At 58.6% G+C, this 19,454-nt stretch carries 19 protein-coding genes; 14 read left to right on the top strand and 5 right to left on the bottom strand.

The window, feature by feature from the left end:
- Nucleotides 1–43 precede the first annotated feature (43 nt).
- From Z947_RS0111080 to Z947_RS0111055, 6 genes are all read left to right on the top strand, one after another.
- Entirely contained in the window at nucleotides 44–1,711 is a 1,668-nt protein-coding gene (locus tag Z947_RS0111080; RefSeq protein ID WP_025044376.1) for an FAD/NAD(P)-binding protein, read from the top strand.
- Between the two features lie 123 nt (nucleotides 1,712–1,834).
- Nucleotides 1,835–3,070: a putative DNA modification/repair radical SAM protein gene (locus Z947_RS0111075; RefSeq protein WP_025044375.1), complete on the top strand. Its 1,236-nt coding sequence runs from the start codon at nucleotides 1,835–1,837 to the stop codon at nucleotides 3,068–3,070.
- Complete coding sequence (locus Z947_RS0111070; RefSeq protein WP_025044374.1) at nucleotides 3,070–4,491, top strand: UdgX family uracil-DNA binding protein; 1,422 nt, start codon at nucleotides 3,070–3,072, stop codon at nucleotides 4,489–4,491. The genes Z947_RS0111075 and Z947_RS0111070 overlap by 1 nt, the downstream gene beginning before the upstream one ends.
- 343 nt (nucleotides 4,492–4,834) lie before the next feature.
- The gene (gene dctP, locus Z947_RS0111065) at nucleotides 4,835–5,872 is read left to right on the top strand and encodes a TRAP transporter substrate-binding protein DctP (protein ID WP_025044373.1); all 1,038 of its coding nucleotides are present in this window, start codon (nucleotides 4,835–4,837) and stop codon (nucleotides 5,870–5,872) included.
- Nucleotides 5,873–5,962: 90 nt separating this feature from the next.
- Entirely contained in the window at nucleotides 5,963–6,529 is a 567-nt protein-coding gene (locus Z947_RS0111060) for a TRAP transporter small permease subunit (RefSeq protein ID WP_025044372.1), read from the top strand.
- Nucleotides 6,526–7,839, top strand: coding sequence for a TRAP transporter large permease (locus Z947_RS0111055; protein ID WP_025044371.1), 1,314 nt, complete (start codon nucleotides 6,526–6,528; stop codon nucleotides 7,837–7,839). Before Z947_RS0111060 ends, Z947_RS0111055 begins: the two co-directional genes overlap by 4 nt.
- Nucleotides 7,840–8,019: 180 nt before the next feature.
- Here Z947_RS0111055 and urtE read toward each other — a convergent pair whose 3' ends face one another.
- The 5 genes from urtE to urtA are packed head-to-tail and all read right to left on the bottom strand — an operon-like array spanning nucleotide 8,020 to nucleotide 13,926.
- On the bottom strand, nucleotides 8,020–8,715 hold the full coding sequence (gene urtE, locus Z947_RS0111050) for an urea ABC transporter ATP-binding subunit UrtE (RefSeq protein ID WP_025044370.1): 696 nt from the start codon (nucleotides 8,713–8,715) through the stop codon (nucleotides 8,020–8,022).
- 3 nt (nucleotides 8,716–8,718) lie between these two features.
- The gene (gene urtD, locus Z947_RS0111045) at nucleotides 8,719–9,459 is read right to left on the bottom strand and encodes an urea ABC transporter ATP-binding protein UrtD (RefSeq protein ID WP_025044369.1); all 741 of its coding nucleotides are present in this window, start codon (nucleotides 9,457–9,459) and stop codon (nucleotides 8,719–8,721) included.
- Complete coding sequence (gene urtC / locus Z947_RS0111040; RefSeq protein ID WP_025044368.1) at nucleotides 9,456–10,631, bottom strand: urea ABC transporter permease subunit UrtC; 1,176 nt, start codon at nucleotides 10,629–10,631, stop codon at nucleotides 9,456–9,458. Before urtC ends, urtD begins: the two co-directional genes overlap by 4 nt.
- Before the next feature lie 4 nt (nucleotides 10,632–10,635).
- Nucleotides 10,636–12,591: an urea ABC transporter permease subunit UrtB gene (gene urtB / locus Z947_RS0111035; RefSeq protein ID WP_025044367.1), complete on the bottom strand. Its 1,956-nt coding sequence runs from the start codon at nucleotides 12,589–12,591 to the stop codon at nucleotides 10,636–10,638.
- Nucleotides 12,592–12,651: 60 nt separating this feature from the next.
- On the bottom strand, nucleotides 12,652–13,926 hold the full coding sequence (urtA, locus tag Z947_RS0111030; protein ID WP_025044366.1) for an urea ABC transporter substrate-binding protein: 1,275 nt from the start codon (nucleotides 13,924–13,926) through the stop codon (nucleotides 12,652–12,654).
- A gap of 408 nt (nucleotides 13,927–14,334) precedes the next feature.
- Between urtA and Z947_RS0111025 the strand changes: the two genes are divergently transcribed.
- Genes Z947_RS0111025 through ureG form a run of 8 tightly spaced genes read left to right on the top strand, consistent with a single transcriptional unit; the run spans nucleotide 14,335 to nucleotide 19,406 of the window.
- Nucleotides 14,335–15,153 (top strand): urease accessory protein UreD, encoded by an 819-nt coding sequence (locus tag Z947_RS0111025; RefSeq protein WP_025044365.1) that lies wholly within the window; start codon nucleotides 14,335–14,337, stop codon nucleotides 15,151–15,153.
- Between the two features lie 3 nt (nucleotides 15,154–15,156).
- Nucleotides 15,157–15,459 carry an urease subunit gamma gene (locus tag Z947_RS0111020; protein ID WP_025044364.1) on the top strand — a complete coding sequence of 101 codons (303 nt, stop codon included), beginning with the start codon at nucleotides 15,157–15,159 and terminating at the stop codon, nucleotides 15,457–15,459.
- A gap of 21 nt (nucleotides 15,460–15,480) precedes the next feature.
- Nucleotides 15,481–15,648 carry a hypothetical protein gene (locus Z947_RS22080; RefSeq protein ID WP_156026649.1) on the top strand — a complete coding sequence of 56 codons (168 nt, stop codon included), beginning with the start codon at nucleotides 15,481–15,483 and terminating at the stop codon, nucleotides 15,646–15,648.
- Nucleotides 15,645–15,950 (top strand): urease subunit beta, encoded by a 306-nt coding sequence (locus Z947_RS22270; protein WP_025044363.1) that lies wholly within the window; start codon nucleotides 15,645–15,647, stop codon nucleotides 15,948–15,950. The genes Z947_RS22080 and Z947_RS22270 overlap by 4 nt, the downstream gene beginning before the upstream one ends.
- Nucleotides 15,951–17,660 (top strand): urease subunit alpha, encoded by a 1,710-nt coding sequence (ureC, locus tag Z947_RS0111005; RefSeq protein WP_025044362.1) that lies wholly within the window; start codon nucleotides 15,951–15,953, stop codon nucleotides 17,658–17,660. It abuts the gene before it with no gap.
- Between the two features lie 9 nt (nucleotides 17,661–17,669).
- A complete protein-coding gene (locus Z947_RS0111000; RefSeq protein ID WP_025044361.1) occupies nucleotides 17,670–18,143 on the top strand; it encodes an urease accessory protein UreE in 474 nt (157 codons plus the stop codon).
- Complete coding sequence (locus Z947_RS0110995) at nucleotides 18,133–18,780, top strand: urease accessory protein UreF (protein WP_025044360.1); 648 nt, start codon at nucleotides 18,133–18,135, stop codon at nucleotides 18,778–18,780. The genes Z947_RS0111000 and Z947_RS0110995 overlap by 11 nt, the downstream gene beginning before the upstream one ends.
- Nucleotides 18,777–19,406, top strand: coding sequence for an urease accessory protein UreG (gene ureG / locus Z947_RS0110990; protein WP_025044359.1), 630 nt, complete (start codon nucleotides 18,777–18,779; stop codon nucleotides 19,404–19,406). The genes Z947_RS0110995 and ureG overlap by 4 nt, the downstream gene beginning before the upstream one ends.
- Nucleotides 19,407–19,454: the final 48 nt, after the last annotated feature.

The following is a 19,454-nucleotide window of genomic DNA, read 5'->3' as shown; positions in this document are numbered from 1 at the left end:
TCGGGCGTATCCGTGCACGCGCTTTGATATTTAGGATCACACAATGCCGTCACCTTCTATCCCGCAGTGTCGTTTGGCCGTGATCGGGTTCGGTCCACGTGGCCTTGGTGCACTTGAGGCGCTGCTGATCGAAGCCCAACGAAAGAACGCAGACGTCACAATCGACATTTTTGATCCCTTCGAATGGCCTGCGGCCGGCCCGAATTTCGATCCAGACCAATCGCCCCATTGCATATTGAACATCCCCATCCGCGCATTGGATATCGACCCGCCGGGCATCCTTTCGGATCGGATCAAACCCTTTGATGAATGGTCGTCGACGTCCTACCAGCCCGAAGACTACCCACCGCGCTCAGACCTTGGGGCCTATCTGAATGCCCGCTTCAAAGCGCTGTGCGAGGCCGGTAAGGGAAAATTTACTATCACCACCACAGATACCTTGATCACCGGCGCAGCGCAGAGCGCGACAGGGTGGTGGCTACAAGCGGGTGACAAACGACATGGTCCCTATGACGAGGTGTTGCTTACGCAAGGGCAGCCGCAAACCGAACCAGACCCGCAACTTGCGCGTTGGACCGATTTTGCCACTGCGCAGGGGGTCGCGTTAACCTCGGCCTATCCGGCAAACCGGCTGATCGAACGCGCCGCTGACTGGGCGGGACAAACCGTGGCCATCCGCGGGCTGGGGCTTTCGACGCTTGATGTCTTGCGCATGTTGACTTGGGGGCTTGGCGGTCGGTTCGAAAACGGCAGTTATATTGCATCCGGTAAAGAACCGCACAGGATCCTGCCCTTTTCGTTGGACGGCTTCCCGCCCGCGGCCAAGCCTGCGACAGCAAAAGTGGATGCACAATACGATCCGACCCCCGAAGAAACCCGCGCGTTCACCACAGCGTTGAAAGATACGCTTGATCTTGAACCACGTGACGCACTTGCCCGGCTCTGTCAGGCGCTCATCGCGCCCGCGACGCGCATTTTGGGATCACTCGACAGCTCGGCAACACAACGCGATGTCGAGGATTGGCTGGAGGTCGAATGCGACACACCCGGTGCTCAGGAAACATCCGTGGCGCTTGATGCGCTCAGGTCTAGTGTAGAAATGGCGCAGGCCCGCGTCCCACCGTCGATTGGCTATGCAATCGGACAACTCTGGCGCAAATGGCAAAACGAACTGCGCAGGGGTGTTAACGCGGTACGTCACAAAACGCCCACGGCTGCAGCGCTGGTGGGCTTTGACGAAGGGTTAAAACGCTACAGCTATGGCCCCCCTGTGTCGGCGGCGCAGGAATTGTTGATCCTGATCGACATGGGCATGGTCAGCCTGTGCACGGTCGCGGACCCTGCCGTCCTGCTGACCTCAAAAGGCTGGCACCTGATTGAAGGCGATGACGGCATGCTGGCATCCGTGATGGTGGACGCGGTTCTTCCAAGTCCCGACCTTGCTCAGGTCAGTGACCCCTTGGTGCGTGGCTGCGTTGAGGCGGGAATGATCCACCCCATCGCCGAGGGTCTGGGTGCACATACCCTGCCGGAAGGGCAATTGCTTGATCGTGACCATGCCCCGCAGGGCGGTTTTTCAATGTTGGGCCGGCTTGCCTTGGGCAGTGTGATTGCAGCGGATTCTCTGCACGATTGTTTCGGTGCCTCCACCAACAGATGGGCCGCTGGTGTGGCAGACAGATGTTTTCGCAGCGCACCGCGCAGCCAGTAGCACCGCCCGCCCCTGCCCGGCGACCGGGCGCCCCGATGGTTTCGCAAGCGGTGCGCGCAGAAAACCGCCAATCTGTTCCGGCTAGTCCTTGGAAGTTTCTGGGTGAGAACATATAGTGAACGTATGGTTCAGAAAACTTTAAATCAAAAACTTGCGATTCTCAGTGACGCTGCAAAATATGACGCTTCCTGCGCCTCTTCGGGGTCCAGCAAACGGGACTCACGTGATGGCAAAGGGTTGGGGTCCAACGACGGATCGGGGATATGCCACGCCTATGCCCCCGACGGGCGGTGCATCAGCCTGCTGAAAATCCTGATGACCAATTTCTGCATTTACGATTGCAGCTATTGCATCAATCGGGTGTCTTCGAATGTCAGCCGTGCACGGTTCAGTGTGGACGAGGTGGTCAAGCTGACCATCGAATTCTACCGGCGCAACTACATTGAGGGGCTGTTCCTGTCGTCCGGCGTGATCCGTTCGCCCGATGACACCATGTCGGATATGGTCCAGATCGCCAGAAAGCTGCGCGAACAGGAACATTTTCGCGGCTATATCCACCTTAAAACCATCCCCGATGCCGCCCCTGAACTGATCGAACAGGCAGGACTGTTGGCGGACCGGTTGTCGATCAATGTGGAACTGCCCACAGATGCCGCTGTCCAGCAATATGCCCCTGAAAAGAAGCCGGAACAGATCCGTCGGGCAATGGCGGACGTGCGGCTGCGCAAGGAGGCGGCGAAGGACACATCATTCAGCGGCAAACGGCCCCCACGGTTTGCCCCCGCCGGCCAGTCCACGCAGATGATCATCGGGGCGGACGGGTCGAACGATGCTGCGGTGTTGGGGCAATCGACGCGGCTTTATTCCAGCTATAAACTCAAGCGGGTGTATTATTCGGCCTTCTCGCCGATCCCCGACAGTTCCTCCAAACTGCCCCTAATCCGCCCGCCGCTGGAACGCGAACACCGTTTGTATCAAGCGGACTGGTTATTGCGGTTTTATGACTTTCAGCTTGATGAAATCACATCCGTCACCACTGACGGGAACCTTGACCTTGAAGTTGATCCCAAGCTGGCATGGGCGCTTGCGAACCGCGGCCTGTTCCCGCTTGATGTTAACCGCGCCAGCAAAGAACTGTTGTTGCGCGTGCCCGGTTTCGGGGTGAAAACCGTGAACCGTATTCTATCGACGCGTCGTCACCGCGCATTGCGCTACGAAGATCTTGCGCGGATGGGCGGGTCCATGAAAAAGGCGCGCGCCTTTATCGTGGCGGGCGGATGGTCACCGGGGGTCCTCACCGACAGCGCGGACCTGCGCGCCCGTTTCACGCCCCCGCCCCAACAGCTTGCCCTGTTCTGATGCACCATGTCGTGGTGCCCGATATCAATGCCGCAATGCACTGGCGCGACAAGGCACGCGGGTTTCTGGCATCTGGCGTTCCGCCCAGCCGGATCATCTGGGGCGATACAACCCGCGAAGCGGATCTGTTCGCAACCGATGATGCGGCCTCGCAAAAAGGGACAATTACCGTTCCGCGCAGTTTTATCGCGATGGCAAACACGGTGGTCTGGCACAGCGACCCTGAACGTTTTGCCCGCCTCTACGCTTTCTTGTGGCGGTTGCGCGATGCCCCCCATCTGATGGAGGATCGCGGTGATGGCGATCTGACGCGGTTGCGGCAAATGGAAAAGAACGTGCGCCGCTGTCAGCACAAGATGAAAGCCTTTGTCCGTTTTCGCGAAATCACGGCGGCTGGCGCGAACCGGCGGTCGTTCGCCGCTTGGTTTGAACCTACACATAACACGGTGGAACCCACCGCCGATTTCTTTGTGCGCCGTTTTGCCGATATGGATTGGCGCATCCTAACACCCAAAACCAGCGCCATGTTCAAAGACGGCCAGCTTGCGATCGAAGGCGGGCAAGCCAAACCCGACCTGCCCGCGGATGCCAGCGAAGAATTATGGGTCACCTATTTTCGCAACATCTTTAACCCTGCGCGTCTAAAGGTGCAGGCCATGCAATCGGAGATGCCCAAAAAATATTGGAAAAACATGCCGGAGGCCGCAGCGATCCCCGACTTGATTGCCAACGCCCCTGCCCGCGCGCGGGCAATGGCACTTGCTGCGCCGTCATTGCCGCCACGCCATATGGCGAAAGCGCAGGCCCAACTGGCCGGTCACGCCTCTGCATGGGAGGGGTCGGAGGCTGCGCTGCCCGCCGCGATCACCGCCTGTACCCGATGCCCGCTGCACTGCAATGCGACGCAGGCGGTTCTTGGCGAGGGGCCGCTGAACGCTGACTTGATGATCGTGGGCGAACAACCGGGGGATCACGAAGACCTGCAAGGGCGACCTTTTGTCGGACCGGCAGGGCAGTTATTTGACAAGCTGGCAATCGATGCAGCGCTGGACCGTCAAAGCGCATATGTCACCAACGCCGTGAAGCATTTCAAGTTCCGCCCGAAGGGCAAACGCCGCATTCACCAACGGCCCGATATTTCGGAGATCGAACAATGTAAATGGTGGCTAGATGCCGAGCTTGCGCAGGTGAAACCCAAACTGATCCTTGCGATGGGTGCCACCGCTGCGCACGTTTTGACAGGTAAAGGCACCGCAATCATGGCGCGGCGCGGCACAGTCGAGACCAGCCCTGCCGGCCCGCCTGTATTGATTACCCTGCATCCGTCTTATGTGCTGCGCCAAACAGATCCCGAGGCCCGCTCAACTGCGCAAAACCTGCTGCGACTGGATCTGGCGGCCGCGGTTGCTTTTGTCCGGTAAGACGTTCAGCGCCTCGCCTCTTAGCAGTATCGTGCCTGTCCGGTCTGATCCGAGGATTCGTCTCGAACCGCCGTAAATTGACGCGCGCGCGAAGCGCCGCTGCTGCGCGTGGCGGCGACGTTGCAGCCCGCTAAATCCGGCCTGAAGCAACGTAATGCAATTTTTGTGGACCATTGTTCCGCTATGCGAAACTACTGACCTGTTTGGACGATATATTTTGTTGAGCTCCCTGTGAAGTCACGGCAGTGTGGTGGCACGAGAAACGGTTTCGGGAGGGGAACCTGCGAGCCGTTGGCGCATCACGAAACTGCTGCGCCGCATGATTTTCAAATGGGAGGAATACATGAGTAATTCGCACATTAACCGTCGCTCCGTACTGCGCGGTGCCGCTGTCGCTGCGGTCGCGTCACCTGCGCTTGTTGGCAAGGCTCTGGCAGCGGGCGAAGTCACCTGGCGCGTTCAGGCCCACTGGCCAAAAGCGTCCAGCTCTTTCACCGACAGCCTTCAGGTGATCGCAACCCTGCTGGAGGAAAAAACCGAAGGCGCGTTTAAACTGGAACTTCTGGGCGCGGGCGAATTCGCCAAGGGCCCTGACATTTATAACATCGTGCGCAAGGGCGTTGTACCGATGGGTACGATCAGCCCGTCCTACATCAGCGATAACGCGCAGGCCGCGACATTTGTCTACGGCATCCCCGGCACGCTGCGTCAGGCTTGGGAAATGGAACACGCGATGAAGAACCTCGGTGTCGAGGATCTGGTGAACAAAGAGTTGAACGAAGACGGCGTGCATCTGATGTGCGAAAAGGTTCTTCCCACCGAAATGACCGTATCGAAAAAGATCGAATCTGCGGCTGATTTCCAAGGGCTGAAAATCCGCTCATCGGGTGCGATGCTTGACTATCTGGCCGCTGCCGGTGCCGCCCCACAGTATATTCCGGGTTCGGAATTGTATCAGTCGCTGAGCTCTGGCGTGGTGGACGGTGCACATTGGGGTGCAGCCATCGGCGCGCAATCCATGTCGCTGTGGGAAGTGTGCAAATATCACTACAAGCCCGTGCTGGCCCAGACCACCGATGCCTTCATCATGAACATCGACGCTGTCGAAGCACTGCCCGATGATCTGCGCGGCGCACTGGAAGAAATCATCACGACACGTTTCTTCCTGCGTTCGGCAGAGTATCAGCACAAAGAAGCGATCGCGATCACCGAAGGTGTGGCCAAAGATGGCATCGAAGTCATGCAATTGCCTGACGACGTGCTGGAAATGCTGGCCGCTGCATCTGCAAAAATCCTCGAGACCGAGGGGCAGAAAGGCGAGCACGCTGCGAAAGCCGCGGATGTTTACCGCACGTTGATGAAGGATATGGGGTACGCTTGATCCCCGCCTTTAATGACGGGCGGCCGGTACCCGGTCGCCCGTCTTTTTATTCGTGACCCGAATTTTCATTCGTGAAAGGAGTTCTGCGACATGTGGCAGTTGGCCCGCGTGATCACACGCATTAATCGTTTTATCGGCCGGTGGGTGTCTCTCGCTGTTCTGGTGATCTTTGCTCTTTTGCTGGCCGATGTGGTGATGCGCTATCTGGTGGGCACGCCGACGATCTGGACCGCTGAACTGGCGACCCTGATCTTTGGCGGCTATGCCGTCATCGGGGGCGGCTATCTGCTGGCCGAGCGGGGCCATGTGAACGTTGACATCTTTTATGGCCGGATGCGCCGCAAACAGCGGTCTCTGCTGGATGTGGTGACATGGCCGCTGTTCTTGTTGTTCGTGGGCGTTCTGCTGTGGCAGGGCTGGGATATCGCGTCCGATGCCATTGCCGATTTCGAGCGCTCCAACTCCGTGTGGAAAGCGCCTCTTTGGCCGACCAAACTGTTGATCCCCGTCGCCGCGATTTTGCTTTTGTTGCAGGGTTTTGTGCGGCTTTGGGCCGACATTCGCGTGTTGCGCGGATTGCCGGTGCCCGATGACGTATTCGGCAAACCCAGTGCCCTTTCCCCCAATGAAGATGACGCAGAGGAGATGCCCCGATGAGTGTCGAAATTTTAACGGTTCTGTTTTTCGGCAGCCTTCTGGTTTTCCTGATGCTGGGCACGCCGCTCGCCTTTGTATTGGGTGGCGTTTCGGTCGTGTTCTTGTACTTCGAAATGGGCCCCATCGGGTTCTATCTGCTGGCCTCGAAAATGTGGGAAACGATGCAATCGCCCACGCTTATGGCGATCCCCTTGTTTGTGTATATGGCGATCCTGCTGGAGAAATCGGGGGTTGCGAACGACCTTTACGACATGATGCACCAGTGGTGGGGCGGCTTGCGCGGCGGGCTTGCCATTGGCACGGTGCTGATCTGCGTGATCTTTGCAGCGATGTCGGGGATTTCCGGTGCCGCTGTGGTCACGATGGGCACCATCGCCCTGCCAAAGATGCTGGAACGTGGCTATGACAAAAAGCTGGCGCTTGGCGCGATCAATGCCGGTGGTGGCTGGGGCATCCTGATCCCGCCGTCCATTTTAATGGTGCTTTATGCGCTGCTGACCGAAGTATCCGTTGGCCGTCTGTTTGCGGCGGGTGTTGGTCCGGGTCTGACCCTGTTTGTGCTGGTGTCGATCTACATCGGCGGGCGCTGCTGGTTGCAACCCGAACTGGGCCCTGCCCTGCCAATTGAAGAACGCGCCAGCTGGGGGGATAAATTTCGCTCGCTCAAGGCAGTAATCCTGCCGATCATGATCGTAACCATCGTGCTGGGCGCGATCTTTGGCGGCTTTGCCACCCCGACCGAGGCCGCCGCCATCGGCGTGTTCGGTGCCATGGTGGCAACCGGTATCAACGGTCAGCTTAGCCGCACAGTCATCCACAGCGCCGCCATCGACACGTTGAAACTGACGGCGCTTGTCATGTGGATCCTGTTCGCTGCGCACGCGTTTTCAACCGCTTACACAGCGCTCGGGGCGCAAAGCCTGATCTCCAACGTAATGACGGTCATTCCCGGCGGACGCTGGGGCGCGCTGTTCTTTATGTTGATGGTGCTGTTCTTTCTGGGGATGGTGCTTGATCCGGTTGGCATCATGCTGATCACCTTGCCGGTCTTCTTGCCGGTGGTGCGCGATGCAGGGTTTGATCCGATCTGGTTCGGCATCCTGTTCATCATCATGATGGAGGTCGGCTATATGACACCGCCGTTCGGGTTCAACCTGTTCTACCTCAAAGGGGTGGCACCACCTGATGTCACCATGGGCGACATCTATGCGTCAGTTTTCCCTTATGTGGTGGTGACGTTGATCGGTGTTATTCTGATCATCCTGTTCCCTGCCATCGCTTTGTTCCTGCCGCAGTATTTCTATGGCTAGCGGGTCAGCGCAGGGCCATCGCACGGCCTTGGTGAGACCCTGAACAAACTCAACCGCGCAGCATCCGTGAAAAGGTGCTGCGCGGTTTCTCGTTTCTATGAGATTGGTGGCAAGCCTGCATCGACAATGCAGACAGATTTGTAGTGCAAGGGCATAAAGCGCCCTGCTCTCTCTACCCCGTCAGACCGACACGATGGACAGGACGCCCTCGCGGGTGACATCGCCCTTGCGCGCATTCTCGATCACCTTGCCACGGCGCAAAACCACGATCTGATCCGCCAGTTCAAAGGCGAAATCAAAGTACTGTTCAACCAGCACAATCGCCATATCGCCACGATCGCGCAGCAGGCTGATGACCTTGCCGATATGTTGGATGATATTGGGCTGGATGCCCTCCGTCGGTTCATCTAACAACAGAAGCTTCGGCTTGGTGATCAGCGCGCGCGCAATCGCCAGCTGTTGTTGTTGTCCGCCGGAAAGATCCCCGCCGCGCCGGTGGGCCATCTCGTGCAGCACCGGAAAGAGTTCGAATATATCGTCAGGGATGAAATGCTCGGATTTGGGCAGACAGGAAAAACCGGTTTGCAGATTTTCGCGCACCGTAAGCAACGGGAAGATATCGCGCCCTTGGGGCACATAGGCCACGCCAAGCTGCGCCATCTTATGCGCGCCCGCACGTTCCACATCCTTGCCATCAAATTTTATCGCGCCGCCCGAGCGCGCATGGGTGCCGGAAATCGCCCGCAGCAGGCTGGTTTTGCCAACGCCATTGGTGCCCATCACACATGTCACCTCGCCCAGTTTGGCCTGCATCGAGATGTCATAAAGGATTTGTGAGTTGCCGTAATGCAGGGTCAGGTCTTGAACATCCAACATATCTTAACGCCCCAGATAGACGTCGATGACGTCTTGGTTTTTGGTCACATGATCCAGACTGCCTTCGGCCAGAACTGCCCCCTCGTGCAGCACCGTGACCTTACAATTCAGACGGCGCACAAACTCCATATCGTGCTCCACCACCACCACCGCGCGGGTCTTGGCCGCTTCGACAAGGATCGCCGTGGTTTTTTCCCGCTCCGCAGGCGTCATGCCCGCCGCAGGTTCGTCAACCAGCAGCAATTGCGGTTCTTGCGCCAGCAACATGCCGATCTCCAGCCATTGCTTTTGGCCGTGGCTTAACTCGCCGGACACCCGCAACAGCGCATCACTAAGGCTAATCTGTTCAGCCAGTTCTTCGACACGGGCGAAATCGGATTTTGACGGGTTAAAGAACAGCACCGCAAGCGGCGCGCGGTCCTTGCGCAGGGCCATCATCAGGTTCTCCTGCACGGTTTGTTCCTCGAAAACCGTCGGTTTCTGGAATTTACGCCCGATGCCGGCCTGGGCAATCTTAGCCTCTGACATGCCGATCAACGACAGGCTTTTGTCCCCCCACAGAATGTGGCCCGTATCCGGCCGTGTCTTGCCCGTCACGATGTCCATAAACGTCGTCTTGCCGGCGCCATTCGGCCCGATCACCGCCCGCAATTCCGCCTGCGCGATCTGGAACGACAGATTGTTGATGGCGCGAAACCCGTCAAAGCTGACCGTGACGCCCGAAACCTCGAGTAGCGTGTTCATTGATCTGCCTCCATGCGCTTGCGTTTCAACAAATCAACCAGACCGCCGATGCCGTTTGGCGCATAAAGCGTGACCATCACAAAGCTGAGCCCCAGCAAAACCAGCCACCAATCGACCCATTTCACGGTGTAAAACCCAACCGGCACATCGGGGGCCTGACCACCGGTGAACCAGCTGGACACAAGGCTGACAAAGGCCGTGCCGATCACCGCGCCGTATAGTCTGCCGCGCCCGCCAATCGCCACCCAGACCGCCAGATAGATCGACGCAATCGGTGCCACTTCGGCAGGGTTGATGATGCCGGCCTGCGGGTAATACAGCGCGCCCGCGATGCCGGAAATGCAGGCCGTCAGCGTAAAAACCGCCAGTTTGTAGGTTTCTACAGAATAGCCCAGAAACCGCACCCGCGCTTCGTTGTCACGGATGCCGCGAATGACCGAACCGAATTTGCCGGAAACGACCCAAGCAACCAGCAGATACCCAAGCGCCAGCGCCAATGCCGAGGCCCAAAAGAACCACAGCGACACAACCGATTGCGGGGCCGTGACGCCCGGCAGGTTCTGCAACCCTGACAGCCCGTTATTGCCACGCAACCCGCTGGCATTCTGGAACAGGTACAGCGACAGGCCCAGCGTCATGGCCTGGGTCAGGATCGACAGGTAAACACCGGTCACGCGGCTGCGAAAGGCCAGCCAGCCAAAGACCAGCGCAAGGATGCCGGGGATCAGGACCACAAAGGCCAGTTGCAGAACCAGACTGTCCGCAAAGGCCCAGATCAGCGGAAAATCACTGCTGCCCACAACGCCGAAAATCTGGTTGCCGATACCGGCGCTAATTTCTTCGGGGGTTGGCGGCAGCACCCCTTCGGACAGGGAGTTGACGACAATCTGGCGGGTGCGTTCATACATCAGCCACATGCCGATCATATATCCCCCCAGCCCGAAAAATGCGAAGTGGCCCAGCGACAGGATTCCCGTGTACCCCCAGATCAGATCCATCGCGATGGCGATCAGGCACAGGCACAGCGTCTTGCCCAAAACTTTGACAAAGCTGGTTGAAATCAGGCCGACGCCAAAACCTTCCGACAAGACCGTGACCACCAGCGTAAACAGGGCGAGGATCGACAGGAAGATCAGGACCGATGGATTGCGTGCAATAAATGAACGGTTCATGGTCTCAATCCCCCGCCGCGCGGCCTTTGAGGGCGATGATGCCCCTTGGCCGGAATTGAATAAAGATGATGATAAAGATGATCATATAGGTCTGCGCCGCCAAAGTGTTGGACGGGTTCAGGAATTCGACACCTTTCTGGAAACCGCCGATCATCGCCGCCCCTGCCAGCGTGCCCCAGATGTTGCCAACGCCACCGACAACCACGGTCATAAAGCTTTGCACGATGTAATCGCTGCCCATTTCGGACGTCACCTTGGCGAACAGCCCGATGGCGACACCTGCGATGCCCGCGATGCCTGAGCCAAGCCCGAAGGTCAGCATGTTCACACGATCGGGGTTGATGCCCATACTGGCCGCCATCGCAGGGTTCTGCGTGACCGCGCGGGTCTCCAGACCCAACCGCGTACGTTTCATGATGAACAGGAACAGGCCCAGAAACAGCAAGGCAAGGATAAAGATGGCAATGCGAATAAAGCTGATCGAAACCACATCATTGATGACCCACGCCCCGTCCAGCCATGCCGGCGCAGTCAACGGGCGCGCCTGCGTGCCAAAAATGTTCTTGGCCAGTTGTTGCAGGGCAATCGACACACCGAAGGTTGCCAGCAGTGTTTCAAGCGGGCGGTGATAAAGCCAGCGCACGACAAGCCGTTCCAACGCAACGCCGGCGGCAAAGGTCACGGCAAAGGCCAGCGGCACCGCGATCAGGATCGACGCGGTGTGATTGGGGACAAACTGCTGCACGACATAGCCCGTATAGGCACCCATCATGATAAATTCGCCATGCGCCATGTTGATCACGCCCATTACGCCAAAAGTGATGGCAAGGCCAATTGCCGCAAGGAAATAGATCGACGCAAGCGACAAGGCGTCGAGCCCAAGATCCGCCGCCTGACTGACCGCAACACGGGTTTGTGACGCGGCCAATGCGGCCTCCGCCGCCTGCGTGACATCGGCAGAAGGCTCCGCATAGACATCGTAGAAACGGTAGGCTTCAAGGCGCGCATCCACATCATCGACGCTCACCCGCGGCGTTGCCAAGCCTTGCGTCACCAGCCGGTCATAGGTTTCATCCCGCGCTGTTTCACTCGACAATTGTGCCACCGGCACGCCCGCCACGCGGCCCCCTTCCACATTGGCTTCCAGTGCGGCATCACGAGCGTCTTGGGAAACTTTCGCAGGTGCGTCCCCTGCTGCGACCAACAACTCATAGGCCGCCGCGCGGGTCAATTTCGCGCTGCCGGGGGTCAGCTCTTGCGCAACATTTCCATCCGGCATTTCGCCCGCTGGCATCACCACCCGCTCGGTGCTGAGGATGGGGTTCAGTGTTGCACGGAAATCGACGCTTAAATCACCCGACATATCATTAATCGCGCCAACACGTGTCGGCACATCGCTGTCATAGGCCATGCTCATCAACCGTTCGAGCCGGATCTTACGGGCTAGGATATCTGCATCCGTCTCCCCGTCGATCGATGCGCGCAGCGGCGCAAGCAAAGATGCCTCGGGATCCCTCGCAATCGAATCCAGCGCCCCTGCGCGCTTGGTCTTGTCGGGATCGGAAAGCTGGAATTGCACCAGTGCGGTCGCAATCATCGCGCGCACACCGCTGTTGGGTTTGAGCTGTTTAAGATCGCTAGAAGCAGCGGTGCCTACCTCTGCGCCCTCTTGGAAATCGAGCAACGTATAGCTGCCGTCGGCATTTTTGGTCGCAGCGAAAAACAAGCCATCCGCGCGGCGCTGCCACATCTCTTTGGCTTGCCAAACCTCAAGCACGTTCTGCATCTGCGGTAAACCGCTGGCCACCAGCACGTCAATCGCGGGGCCGATGGTGCGACGGGAACTTTTTTCAATAAGCGCCCGCTGGCTTTGCAGGACATCCTGAACGCTTGGGGTCTGTGCAACAACCCAATGGGAAAGCGACAAGGCAAAGCACACCGCCAGCAGCAAGGTTTTCATGTCAAAAATTCCGGGAAATCAGGGGTGGAGGGCAGGTCGAAACCTGCCCTCGCGGATGGGTTAGTAGTTGGACAAGGTCTGAACACAGGTTTTGGTTTCTGTGTTGTACATGCCGCAATCGAGATCCTTCCAATCCGACGTCAGCTTGGCGGATTCCGGCAGGAAATCGGTCCATGCGTCACCAGGCACCTCGGCGGTCTGGCTGATGATGTCGAACTGGCCGTCTTCGGTGATTTCACCGATCAGCACAGGCTTGGACAGGTGGTGGTTGGGCAACATGACGGCTGTACCGCCGGTCAGGTTCGGGAATTCCTGCCCGTACATCGCCGTACGTACCGCGTCGACTTCGGCGCTGCCCGCCGCTTCGACTGCGTTCACCCACATGTTAAAGCCGATGTAATGCGCTTCCATCGGGTCGTTCGTTACGCGTTCTTCACCCATGCGCTCTTTCCACGCGGCGATCCATTCGGTGTTGGCTGGCGTATCGGCTGACTGGAAATAGTTCCACGCGGCAAGGTGCCCGACAAGGTTGCTTGTATCCAGACCGGACAGTTCTTCCTCACCGACAGAAAACGCCACAACCGGGATATCATCCGCCGAAATACCTGCCGCGGACAGTTCTTTGTAGAACCCGATGTTCGCATCGCCGTTGATGGTCGAGATCACGCCGACCTTTTTGCCGTCTGCACCCAATGCCACCACATCGGCGACAATCTTGGACCAGTCGGAATGGCCGAACGGCGTGTAGTTCACAAAGATATCATCGTCGGCGATGTCTTTGGATTTCAGATAGGCTTCGAGAATGTTGTTTGTGGTACGCGGATAGACATAATCCGTGCCCAGCAGCGCAAATTTTTCGATGCCCAGCTCGTCAAGGAAGTAATCCGTCGCAGGGATCGCCTGCTGGTTGGGGGCGGCACCGGTGTAGAACACGTTTTTAGAGCTTTCTTCGCCCTCGTATTGCACTGGGTAGAACAACAAACCGTTCAACTCTTCGATCACAGGCAATACGGATTTGCGCGATACAGACGTCCAGTTGCCAAAGATCACATCGACCTCTTGCACAGTCAGCAATTCGCGCGCTTTTTCAGCAAACAGCGGCCAGTCAGAGGCCGGATCAACCACCACGGCTTCCAACTCACAGCCCAGGACGCCGCCTTTGGCGTTTTGCTGGTCGATCAGCGTCAGCATCGTGTCTTTCAATGTGGTTTCGGAAATCGCCATCGTACCGGAAAGCGAATGCAGCACACCCACCTTGATCGGGCAATCGGCAGCAAAAGCAGGCAAGGCGGTGAAGGCCGCAAGGGCGGTGGCAAGAGCAGTTGTCGTTTTCACGTGATATCTCCCTGCAGGGAGGCCAGCGGCATCTTGTTCTTACAAGACATGCGCATTAGCTACCCCCTGCAACTTAATTGTTGCAATCCGTGTGGCGGCTGGTCTGAGGTCCAATTCATCCGGTCGTCACACACCCGATCTTAAATCGTCTAGGCAAGACAATCGGGATGAGGGATCGTTGCCGCACCGCATCGGCAGGGCAATTCCCTGCGGCCGCATTTCAGACAAAACATTTGATTTGTTTAAAATTCAGGCAAATCAGCACAGCTGCGCACAATTTTTAGCCAATCGAACCACGGTGTGATGCAATTTGTGGCCAACATCTGCCATAAGCGCCCTGAATATGATCTTCAAATAAAGCACTGACGCATTTGGAGAAAGCCGATCAACCACCCTGCCCCCATAAATTTGCGCGGCGAAACCGCTGCTCAACCGCGCGCCAAGGGGGCGGCGGTCCTGTCGGTTTATGGCGATACTACGGGTGTCACGCGCCTGCGCGATCTACGCCAGTCGGGATCGCTTAAGCTGGTGTTCCCGCAGACCCACAGGAAACAAGCCGAAGCGGTTTTTGTGAACACGGCCGGTGGCATCACGGGCGGGGATCGCTTTGCGCTTGATGTCGACGTGCAGACCGGCGCAGCGCTTGCGATGACCACCCAAGCCGCGGAACGCGCGTATCGTGCGCAAACCGGTGAGATCGGGAAGGTGACGACGCGACTGACCGTGCAGAACGACGCCACCCTGCACTGGCTGCCACAGGAGTTGATCCTGTTTGATCACTGCGCGTTGAAGCGCCGCCTTGACATCCGGCTTGCTGCCCGTGCGCGATTTTTGATGGTCGAACCCGTCGTTTTTGGCCGCGCTGCCATGCCCGAGGTTCTAAGCAATGTGACCTTTCAGGACCGCATCAGCATCACCCGCGACGACCGCCCGCTTTACATCGACGGGATGGACCTGTGCGGCGATGCCACCGCGCATCTGGCCCGCCCGACGATCGCGAATGGTGCGGGGGCCATGGCCAGCGTTGTCTTGGTCGACCCTGCCGCACAACGCCACCTTAACGCGATACGGGCCCTGCTGCCGCCCACCGCCGGTGCCAGTATGATGGGCGACGATATCTTGGTGATCCGCCAGCTTGCCCGCGACAGTTTCGAACTGCGCCGCAGCTTGATCCCGGTTCTTAACCACCTGACACAGAACACTTTACCCACCGCCTGGAGGCTGTAACCCATGCAACTGACCCCCCGCGAAAAAGACAAACTGTTGATTGCCATGGCCGCCGAAGTCGCGCGCAAGCGTCTGGCGCGTGGCGTGAAACTGAACCACCCCGAGGCCATCGCGCTGATCACCGATACGGTCGTCGAAGGCGCGCGTGATGGCCGGTCCGTCGCCGATATGATGGAAGCCGGCGGCCATGTCGTCACCCGCGATCAATGCATGCAGGGCATCGCCGAAATGATCCCCGAAGTGCAGGTCGAAGCCACGTTTCCCGACGGCACCAAACTGGTCACCGTCCACAACCCCATTCGTTGAACACCGCAAGGAGATCCTGAAATGACTTATATTCTGCGCAGCCTGCCTTTGATCGTTCTGGCCACCGCATCCGGTGCGCATGAGGCCGGACATCTACACCAACATGTGACAGATCCCAACTGGATGCCGTTGATCGGTGGCTTATTGGTGATCAGCCTTGCCGCGCTCATCGCATGGAGCCGCCGATGATCCCCGGCGAAGTCATCCCCGCCGACGGCGTGTTGATCCTGAACGCCGATGCGCAGGCCGTCACGCTGATGGTGGCCAATACGGGTGACCGCCCCGTGCAGGTCGGCAGTCATTACCATTTTGCCGAAACCAACCCGGCGCTGGATTTTGACCGCGATGCCGCGCGCGGTTTACGGCTAGATATCGCCTCTGGCACGGCGGTGCGTTTTGAACCCGGCCAACGTCGCGAAGTGCAGCTGATCCCGATTGGCGGTGCGCGGCGTGTCTTTGGTTTCAACAGCCACGTGATGGGAGACCTTTAGATGCCTGTAGAAATTCCCCGCGCCCAATATGCAGCAATGTACGGTCCCACAACGGGCGACCGCTTGCGCCTTGCCGATACCGATCTGGTGATCGAGGTCGAACGCGATTTAACCACCTACGGCGAAGAAGTGAAATTCGGGGGCGGCAAAACCATACGTGACGGTATGGGACAATCCCAAGTCACCCGCGCAGGCGGTGCGGTGGATACCGTGATCACCAATGCGCTGATCGTTGATCACGCCGGCATCTACAAAGCGGATGTTGCGCTGAAAGACGGGTTGATCCACGCCATCGGCAAAGCGGGCAACCCGGATACGCAGACGGGTGTAGATATCATTGTCGGGCCGGGCACCGAAGTCATTGCTGGCGAAGGACGTATCCTTACCGCGGGCGGCATGGACAGCCACATTCACTTTATCTGCCCGCAACAGATGGAGGATTCCTTGCACTCCGGCGTCACCACCTGTTTCGGCGGCGGCACCGGTCCTGCACATGGCACGCTGGCCACAACCTGTACGCCGGGGCCCTGGCATATCGGGCGGATGTTGCAATCTTTCGATGGCATCCCGATGAACATCGGCCTGTCGGGCAAGGGCAACGCGAGCCAGCCGGACGCCTTGGTTGAAATGGTGAATGGCGGCGCTTGCGCGTTGAAACTGCATGAGGATTGGGGCACCACGCCGGCGGCAATTGATTGCTGTTTGTCCGTGGCCGATGACATGGATGTGCAGGTGATGATCCACACCGATACCCTGAACGAGAGCGGTTTTGTCGAACATACCGTCGGCGCGATGAAGGGGCGCACGATCCACGCCTTCCACACCGAAGGCGCAGGCGGCGGGCACGCACCGGACATCATCAAGATTTGCGGCGATGCGAACGTTTTGCCGTCCTCTACCAACCCCACACGCCCCTTCACGGTGAACACATTGGAAGAGCATCTGGACATGCTCATGGTCTGCCACCACCTTGATAAATCCATCCCCGAAGACATCGCCTTTGCCGAAAGCCGCATCCGGCGCGAAACCATTGCCGCCGAGGATATCCTGCATGACATGGGGGCCTTTTCGATCATTGCATCGGATTCTCAAGCCATGGGCCGCGTCGGAGAAGTTTTGATCCGTACATGGCAGACGGCGGATAAGATGAAGAAGCAGCGTGGCGCATTGCCGGAGGAAACCGGTGACAACGACAACATGCGCGTGCGCCGCTATATCGCGAAATATACCATAAACCCCGCGATTGCCCAAGGGGTGAGCCATGTCATTGGCGACATTTCGGTCGGCAAACGCGCTGATCTTGTGCTTTGGAACCCTGCGTTTTTTGGCGTGAAACCGGAAATGGTATTGATGGCGGGCACAATCGTGGTGGCGCAAATGGGTGATCCCAACGCATCAATCCCGACACCGCAACCGGTTTACACCCGTCCGATGTTCGGCGCGTTTGGGTCGGCCTTGCGCCACACCTCCGTCAGCTTTGTATCGGGCGCAGCGCAGGCCGCTGGCATTGGCGACACGCTTGGCCTCAGCAAACAGACCATTGCTGTCAAGAACACCCGCACCATCGGCAAGACCGACATGGTGCTGAATGACGCCCTGCCCCACATCGACGTGCATCCCGAAACCTACGAGGTGCGCGCGGACGGCGTTCTGCTGACCTGCCAACCCGCTGAGATACTCCCGATGGCGCAACGCTATTTCATGTTTTAAGGGACTGTTATGACTGATCTTCCCATCGCCCAGACCCTGCACCGCAAGGGGCATTGGTCCGGGCCTGCCGACCCGTGCGAACTGGATTACACCGAACGGTTCTTGCGGCGCAAAAAGCTGACCACCACCTCGGGCCAGAGTTTCATTCTTGATCTGCCCCAGACCACGTCGCTGGATCACGGCGACGCGGTGGAACTCGACACAGGTGCAATTGTCACGATCACCGCCGCGAACGAAGCGCTGTACAGGATTTCCGGCCCCGACCTTGTGCGACTGGCGTGGCATGTGGGCAACCGTCATACCCCCTGTCAGATCAACGCCGATCATTTGTTGATACAGGCCGATCCCGTTATCGGACATATGCTTGAACATCTCGGCGCGGAGGTCACGCCGGTGACCGCCCCCTTCACACCCGAGGGCGGCGCATACGGGCATGGACGCACCCATTCCCACGAACATGTGGCCACCGCGCATGAGCACTAACGCCGATGTGCTGACCCTTGCGCAATGGCTGTCGCCATCTTTTCCGGTGGGCGCTTTCGCCTATTCACACGGGGTGGAAACGGCCATCACGAACGAAACGATTGCGACGGCGGATGACCTGCAAGGCTGGCTGGCGGATGTGCTGGCACATGGCAGCGGGCGCAACGACTGCATCCTGCTGCGTGCGGCCCATGCCTGCGCGGATGATGCGGCTTTGGCCATGCTCAACGAAACCGCTGTCGCGGTCTGCGCGTGCGGCGAACGGATCCTTGAAACGCAGCTTCAGGGTGATGCCTTTGCACGAACAACCGCTGCGATCACCGGCAGCAGCGACAAAGCCCTGTGCTATCCTGTTGCGGTCGGGTCTGCCGCCGCGCAGGCGCGGCTGGACCTTGATCTGACGGCGGCACTTTATCTTCATGCTTTCGCCAGCAATCTGGTGTCTGCGGCGGTACGCGCGGTGCCGTTGGGCCAGACAGAAGGGCAAAAAGTGCTCGCCGCGTTGACCCCTTTGTGCGACCGCATTGCCCGCGATACCCGACACGATACGCTGGACGATCTTTCCAGCACCGCCTTTCTTTCCGACATCGCCGCGATGCACCATGAAACGCTTCAACCAAGGATCTTCCGCTCATGACTGACCTTAACGGCCCTTTGCGCATCGGGATCGGTGGCCCTGTGGGCGCGGGTAAAACCACCCTTACCGCCTGTCTTGCCCGCGCGTTAAGCCCCGATTTTTCGATCGGGGTGATCACCAACGACATTTACACCCAAGAAGATGCCGAAGCGCTGATGCGCATGCAGATCCTGCCGCAGGACCGCATTATCGGCGTCGAAACAGGCGGTTGCCCGCATACCGCGATCCGCGAGGATGCCTCCATCAACCTGGCGGCCATCGCCCATATGCGAGACCGTCATAGCGATCTTGATATCGTTTTGATCGAAAGCGGCGGCGACAACCTGTCCGCGACCTTCAGTCCCGAACTGGCCGATGTGACGATCTATGTGATTGATGTGGCCGCGGGCGAGGATATTCCTCGCAAAGGCGGCCCTGCCCTGACGAAATCGGATGTTCTGGTCATCAACAAACGCGATCTGGCCCCCCATGTGGGCGCGTCGCTGGACGTCATGAATGCCGATTGCGAAAAGATGCGCGGCGGGCGGCCTTACGTGTTTTGCGCGCTGCGCGAGGACGCGGGCACCCAAGACGTCCTGTCGCATATTCTGGACATCGGCGGGCTGGCCAATCCCGCCGCAAGCTAAGCCGCGGGCGCCGCAGGGCATACGGCCCTGCGCTGGCATCCGCGCAGT

The sequence above is a fragment of the Sulfitobacter geojensis genome, from assembly GCF_000622325.1.
Taxonomy (GTDB): Bacteria; Pseudomonadota; Alphaproteobacteria; order Rhodobacterales; family Rhodobacteraceae; genus Sulfitobacter; species Sulfitobacter geojensis.
The sequence above is the reverse complement of the archived record's forward strand: the minus strand, read 5'-3'. Positions and strand labels throughout refer to the sequence as shown.